This window comes from Paenibacillus sp. Y916, assembly GCF_056786435.1.
Window position 1 is genome coordinate 141,562 of record NZ_JBXCJA010000012.1, and the last position, 7,354, is coordinate 148,915.

General features: G+C 42.2%; 7 protein-coding genes and 1 rRNA gene. All 8 read right to left on the reverse strand.

Annotated elements, in window-relative coordinates; genetic code table 11:
• Window positions 1-2: 2 nt before the first annotated feature.
• Window positions 3-1,190: a 5-(carboxyamino)imidazole ribonucleotide synthase gene (gene purK / locus AC1TO9_RS20340; RefSeq protein WP_482057067.1), complete on the reverse strand. Its 1,188-nt coding sequence runs from the start codon at window positions 1,188-1,190 to the stop codon at window positions 3-5.
• Window positions 1,187-1,672, reverse strand: coding sequence for a 5-(carboxyamino)imidazole ribonucleotide mutase (gene purE / locus AC1TO9_RS20345; protein WP_482057068.1), 486 nt, complete (start codon window positions 1,670-1,672; stop codon window positions 1,187-1,189). Before purE ends, purK begins: the two co-directional genes overlap by 4 nt.
• Window positions 1,673-1,928: 256 nt before the next feature.
• A complete protein-coding gene (locus AC1TO9_RS20350; RefSeq protein WP_482057069.1) occupies window positions 1,929-2,363 on the reverse strand; it encodes a universal stress protein in 435 nt (144 codons plus the stop codon).
• A 42-nt stretch (window positions 2,364-2,405) separates the two neighbouring features.
• Entirely contained in the window at window positions 2,406-2,669 is a 264-nt protein-coding gene (locus AC1TO9_RS20355) for a DUF1294 domain-containing protein (protein WP_482057070.1), read from the reverse strand.
• Between the two features lie 114 nt (window positions 2,670-2,783).
• Window positions 2,784-4,916: a DNA topoisomerase III gene (locus AC1TO9_RS20360; RefSeq protein WP_482060330.1), complete on the reverse strand. Its 2,133-nt coding sequence runs from the start codon at window positions 4,914-4,916 to the stop codon at window positions 2,784-2,786.
• A gap of 24 nt (window positions 4,917-4,940) precedes the next feature.
• On the reverse strand, window positions 4,941-5,678 hold the full coding sequence (locus AC1TO9_RS20365) for an acyl-[acyl-carrier-protein] thioesterase (protein WP_482060331.1): 738 nt from the start codon (window positions 5,676-5,678) through the stop codon (window positions 4,941-4,943).
• A 3-nt stretch (window positions 5,679-5,681) separates the two neighbouring features.
• Window positions 5,682-6,905 carry an MFS transporter gene (locus AC1TO9_RS20370; protein ID WP_482060332.1) on the reverse strand — a complete coding sequence of 408 codons (1,224 nt, stop codon included), beginning with the start codon at window positions 6,903-6,905 and terminating at the stop codon, window positions 5,682-5,684.
• Between the two features lie 176 nt (window positions 6,906-7,081).
• Window positions 7,082-7,198, reverse strand: a 5S ribosomal RNA gene (rrf, locus tag AC1TO9_RS20375).
• Between the last annotated feature and the right edge of the window lie 156 nt (window positions 7,199-7,354).

Below are 7,354 nucleotides of genomic sequence, written 5' to 3' on the forward strand. Positions count from 1 at the left end.
TATTAGTTCCCCCAAATATTCGTTTGTTCCACCCAATCAAGCCCGTCCTGTACATCCTTGCACAATAAATTGATATGACCCATTTTACGATTATCCTTACTTTCCGTCTTACCATACAGATGAAGCTTTGGAATAATTCCTAATTCCATCGCTACCTCATCTCGTACTCCCACTCTCCCGATAACCGAGTCCAAATGTTGACCGAGAATATTTACCATGACTACCGGACTCACTAACGTAGTGTCTCCCAATGGAAGATTACATACAGCACGTACATGCTGCTCGAACTGCGAAGTCATACTTGCTTCCATTGTATAGTGTCCTGAGTTATGCGGACGTGGGGCTAATTCATTCACATACAGTGTTCCGTCCTCTGTGACGAACAATTCAACAGCTAGAAGCCCAACAACACCCATGTTCATTGCTACTGCTTCAGCAAGACGCTTAGCTTCCTTCTGTACCTGTGCAGTTATTCTACCAGGCACAATGGATACATGCAGTATATTGTTAATATGAATATTTTCTGAAATCGGAAAGCTCTTTACTTCACCATTTGGGCTACGTGCTACAATGACTGATATTTCACACTGGAAGGCAATGAATTTCTCAAGTACCAATTCTCTGCCAGATGCGGCAAGTTCATTATAAGCACCTTCCAATTGATCCTCACTTCTAATGACGACTTGCCCTTTACCATCATACCCGCCTGTCGTTGTCTTCAACACGGATGGATAACCTAAGTCTCCTATCGCTTGCCGTAGACTATCCATTCCTTCAATGACGCGATAGGGTGCTACGGGAACTCCAGCCGCTTCAATAGCCCTCTTCTCACGTACACGATGCTGTGTCGTGTACAATAGCTCACTTCCTTGAGGAACATAGGATTCCTTCACTAGTATTTCTGCAACGCCTGCGTCCACGTTCTCGAACTCATACGTGATCACATCCGAAGCATGAGCCAATTTGCGCGCGGCATTCACATCATCATACTCGGCTACAATCTGCTGAGCCACATCACTACTTGGTGATTGTGGTGTTGGATCCAGTGTTACGAATCGATATCCCATCGCTGTACCTGCAAGAGATATCATCCGACCCAACTGTCCCCCGCCTAGAATACCAATTGTGCTTCCTGGTAGCAAAGTTTTGGACATTTCGTTAGAATGACCTTTCTCTAACTCCTTACTCATAGATCATCACTGCTTTCTAACACTTCATCCCGTATAGCATCCCTACGGAGTTGCACACGCTTCTGAACCTCTGGATGAAATATCCCAATGATCTGAGCGGCGAGTAATCCTGCATTAGTCGCTCCTGCTTTACCAATAGCCACGGTTGCCACAGGTACACCACCAGGCATTTGTACAATGGAGAGTAATGAATCTAACCCATTCAACGCTTTCGATTGAACTGGAACCCCAATCACCGGAAGGATCGTCTTCGCAGCCACCATACCTGGAAGATGGGCCGCGCCTCCTGCCCCAGCAATAATAACCCGAATCCCGCGCCCAGCAGCTTCTTCTGCATAGGTGAACATTAGATCAGGTGTACGATGAGCCGAGACTACTTTTTTCTCATAACTAATTTGAAGTTCCTCTAGCATTTGACAAGCGAATTGCATCGTTTCCCAATCCGATTTACTGCCCATAATAACAGCGACCTCTGGTAACATTCATTCAACCCACTTTCCATAGGAATCATTTCTTCTCTTCTATATTCAGACTAGATAATTAATCTTTGATATTCTGATTTCTTATTACTCATGCTTAGTTTAACAATGTATCTCCCACAATGTCAACTTAAACACGAACATTTATGGGATTCAAAATTTAATTGTTCGTGTTTTTTTCGTTTTGCACTCTTTATTAAAACCTATAAAGCCAGCTCACCCTAATCATTAAGGTTTGCTGGCTTTATAGGTTAATTATTTATTTGACAACAAGTACAGGAATTCGAGCGTGTTGGACAACATTATGACTTACACTTCCAAGTACAAATTCACGAATTCCTCCAAGACCACGACTACCAATAACGATAACATCGATGTTATTCTTTTTGGTATACTCAAGAACGACTTCAGCAGGAGCACCTTGAATCATTTCTACTGTTCCCGTTACATTGGCTGCTGCAAGAGTTAGCTTGGCTTCCTCAACCGTCTCTTCCGATAAAGCATAGTATTCCTTCGAAACTGAGGCTGGAATCGCAGCATAGGCTTCTCCAAAATATGCACGTGGAAAACCAAATACATGAATCACCGTTATCTTGGCATCGACGCTCAATTTCGATAATGCGATCGCGTGATTCAATGCCTTCTTGGACGCTTTAGAACCATCATAAGCTACTAATATATTGGAAAATAGCATGTTCTACACCTCTTTCTGAAGAATCAGAATAAAATGAACTAGCTAAACCATGAAATATCCGTACATTATAGCATTGATAAAGAGTAGAATCGGAATGCCTATTCGGAAGCTTGCATGTTTCGTCTTGTGCCGTTTGCGATACATCGCAATGATAACACCTAATGATCCTCCAATAACAGCTAGTAGGAATAGTGTTCTCTCCGGTACTCGATCTCGCCTCCTCTGGGCTCTCTTCTTGTCTTCAGACATAACCAGATAGCCCACCATGTTTATAAACATAAACCAAATCCATAGTGCAGTCCCCATCTGTTATATGTCCTCCTCTTTATCCACATTTCATTTTCCTTACACCTCTATTATAAGTCTATCTGGCTTAGGATACAATTAAGCAAACTTCCTTCATACTATTCACGAAATCATCTACCCTTTGTTTTTCTGCTCTAATGCCGCTTTTAGAAGCTCGCCTAGATTCGATCCAACAGTCTCCTGTTGGGAGTATTTATCAACCAATTTCCGTTCTTCACGTTTATTAATATGTTTATTGTCTTTGTTTACAGTCTCGGTAATCCCACATGTCAAGCACTGCACATATAATCCAGCCTTGCCTTCCTTCATGTCCATTTTCTTATGACATTGTGGGCAACGACGATTCGATACTCTTTTCTCATCAGAACGGCGATAGCCACAATCTTCTTTCGGGCAGACAAGCATTGTACCTCGTTTATTCTTCTTCTCAAGAAGCCTAGTGTTGCATTCCGGGCAATGACTGTTAGACACGTTATGAGGCTTGTACTCAACTGAGCTCCCCTTAACCCCTGCCACCAGTTCTTTTGACATACTGCGAATTCCTTTTAGGAATAAATCTGAACTTCCTTGACCTTTCGCAATCTTCTCAAGCTCCGATTCCCATTTAGCCGTCAGCTCAGGTGATCGTAACTGTGGTGATACTAATTCAATCAATTGTTTCCCTTTACCTGTGGGATGCAATATGTTATCCTTGCGCTCAATCGTATCTGATGACACTAGCTTCTCAATAATATCCGCACGAGTAGCTGGCGTGCCTAATCCATGCTTCTCCATTTGTGAGAGTAGTAACGCTTCAGTATATCGTTTCGGTGGTAGCGTCCGACCAGGACGAACGCTGCAACGCTGTACTTTAACAGAATCACCTTCTTTTAATTCAGGCAGAACCGATCTTTTCTCTTGCCGGTCTGATGACTCATCTTCATCTGTATCATCTTCCACATCTCCACCGTATACTTCTCGCCAACCGATATCCTTCACAGTCGTACCTTTTGCATGAAGAAATTCATTCTCCACTTTTACCGTAACGGCAACATCATCATAACGAGCAGGTGGATAGAACAAGCTTATGAAACGACGAACGATAAGATCATACAGCTTCCGTTCCTCTGTATTAAGTAAATTCAGTAGTACAGTCTCTTCAGTAGGAATAATAGCATGATGATCACTTACCTTACTATCATCTACAATTCGTTTCGTGATACTTAGATTTTTGCGCAATAATGGGCGAGCAAGTGTTGCATATGGCCCCACCGCTACACTTTCTAAGCGTTCCTTGAACGTTCCTGTCATATCTGAGGTTAGATGTCTACTATCTGTTCTTGGATAAGTAACTAGCTTATACTGCTCATAGAGACGTTGCAGTACATTAGATGTCTGCTTGGCCGAAAACCCAAAACGTCGGTTCGCATCTCGCTGAAGTTCAGTAAGATCATACGCAAGAGGATGAGGCTCTACCTTTTCTGACTTTTTAACCTTATCCATAACCCCAGTCTTACCCTGTAGCTTATTCTGTAATGCTTCAGCTTGCTTCCGATCAAACATACGGGCATCACCATTACCGCCCCTCCATGTTGCTGTGAAGTTGCCTAGTTCTACCGTAAGTGTGTCATATTCCTCTGAACGGAAATTAATAATTTCCTTCTCTCGATCCATAATCATACCGAGTGATGGCGTCTGTACTCGACCTGCCGACAACTGTGCTCCGAATTTACATGTCAACGCTCGCGTAATATTCAAACCAATCATCCAATCCGCTTCAGCGCGGCAACGGGCAGATTCATACAGTCTGTCATACTGGTTCCCTGGCTTTAATGTTGCAAAACCTTCCTTAATCGCTTTATCCGTCTGTGAAGAAATCCATAGCCGCTGAAATGGCTTGTTCCACTTCATCATTTGTAGGATCCAACGTGCCAGCAATTCACCTTCACGCGCAGCATCCGTTGCGATAATCAAGCCGCTAACATCCTGACGTCTAGCCTGATGTTGAACAATTTTGAATTGTTGGCTTGTCTCTCTCAACACTTTCAATTTCATCTTGTCCGGAAGAATCGGTAGATCTTCCAAATTCCAAGACGCAAATTTATGATCATAATCCTCAGGCTCCGCCAATCCAACAAGATGCCCAAGTGCCCAAGTTACGATATATTTAGGTCCTTCGAAATAACCTTTATGCTTCTCTTTACTTCCCATCACTCGAGCAATTTCACGAGCAACGGAAGGTTTCTCCGCTAATATTAAAGATTTCATAATGACACTCCTTTGTATGTTCCTCTATTCCATCAATCTCAGACAAGCGTCGTAATAACGTATTCCCTCTGGTGACCGCCCTCTGAAATAGATAATCCCACCCGTTACATCTGAACGTAGAATATGAATAACTTCTCCCATTCGTGCTTCATGATGATACGTAATCTTAAATCCTTGAATAGACATACTATCCAATTCGTCCACGGTTAAGGCATCCATACATAAATCGGCATAACGAGCGTTATTCAAATGTCCATTGCTATCAATACCGCTGTAACGTACGGTCATAGAATAGGATTCATGTAACTCAATTTCGTCTAATATATTCATTTTGTCAGGAACAGGTCCAACCGAATCTTCTTCATTAGACTGGATATCAAACGGATACGCTGATGGTCTTAGCACTTTACGCTTAACACTATCCACCAAAACCCACGACGTACATGCCTTCGCAATCTCTTGATTATTCCCATCACATATTCTAAAATCCCTTAACCATAAAGCACCCTTTGTCCCTTTATTCCATGTCGTAATTCTAATATGCTCATTAAATATAGGTGTCCGTTCACATGTAAGATTAATCGTAGTCAACATCCAGCCCATGTTACAAGCGACCATGTCATCCCGCGAACCACCCATATTCTCAACATCACCATCTGCAGCACGTTGCATCAGACTTAATAAGATGGATAAGCGACAATTGGCTTTATAATCAATTTCATTCGAATAAATCAAATGTTCTTCCGTCCTCATATATCCCATCCGTTACACCTTCCCTTTCTTCTCCATCCAATAAAAAGCTAGTCCACTCGCACAGAGGGCGACTATTCCCGCCAATCTAAATCCACCTTCTAAACCCCACATCGAATTCGCCCACCCAGCAACAAACGGCCCTATAAACATACCAATAGCATAGACCGCTTGGTAAAATCCCATAGCAGTCGCACGCTTTGAATACTCAATTGTAGCTACAGCCTTCCCAAGTAAAAGCGGAAATATCAACCCTTGGGCAAACCCATTAAAGATCTGTGTGATACATAACCACAGGAAACTATCCGCCATAGGAATACACAACGTAAATACCGCACTTCCTATAAAACCGATGACTAATGTTATCTTTTCACCAAAACGAGTTAAAAAGTACCTTCCTGCAAAAAGTGTTGCCAATGCATGTGAAACCATGAACGAAAGTGTTAACCAAGCCAGATCATTCTTACTAGCTCCCAAACCCAATGCCTGATTAGGTGTATATCCGAACATCGTAATAAACAATACACAGTGCGCTAATATGGACAAAAAGGATACCTTAAACAGCATAGAATCCCGCATCACAGGCACTATATCCTTTACCGACATCGGTGCACGTGTTTCATCCTCTTGAATTTCTTTGAGAAAAAAAGACAGCACTAAAGCGATCAGCGCTACTACTCCTCCAAGCATAAAAGGGACCTTCCAACTATACGTTTCCACTAAGTACCCACTAACCATCATACTAGAAAGCTGAGCAATAACCGTCGTGAATTGCATAATACTCATTGCCTTGGTCACTTCATTTTTAGGATAAAAAGTTGAGAATCCCACAGTGAATACAACCCATGTAGAAGCTGCAACTCCTGCGACTGCTCTAGCTGCAAATGTCCATCCCAGTTGATCCGTTAGAGCGAAACCAAAGCAACTAACCCCACTGGCCACAATACCAAGCATGATAAACGGTTTACGTTTCTTCAAATAATCAGAGCCTATTCCCAAAGGCAGCCTACATACAATCTGTACTAGACCATATACACCTAGAATCATGCCTAAGAGAGTATAGGATGCGCCCAAATGTTCAATATAAGGCGATAATATCGGGACATATATGTATGAAGAGAACCAATATAGAAATACGATGATGATGAAAAAAAACCTTTGTTGTCCGTTAGCACCCTGTTTATTTTTCCGCTTAACAGACGTATCCTCCATCTTCTGTATGTATGATCTAGTCGTCATTGTACCACCTACCCAACTGTCAGGAGTTATTAAAAAAATCATCTTATGATCACGAAGTATATCAAGAAGCGTATTCAACAACGAAAATTCAACTGGTTAAACACACACTGATTATATGATTATATCTATAAATATCAAAATAACACTACCAAATGATTGGTAGTGTTATTATTGTTGCTTGGCGACGTCCTACTCTCCCAGGACCCTGCGGTCCAAGTACCATCGGCGCTGGAGGGCTTAACGGTCGTGTTCGAGATGGGTACGTGTGGAACCCCTCCGCTATCGCCACCAAACATGATTTTTCGAAGCTTTCGCTTCTCGAAATCGCTGCGAGAAAATATTAGTCTTTAGAAAAGACATGCAGCTTATCCAGATGTTTGATCACCTGAAAACTAGATACGAACGAATTTGTGTTAGAATTATTAGGATAAGCCCTCGACCGATTAGTA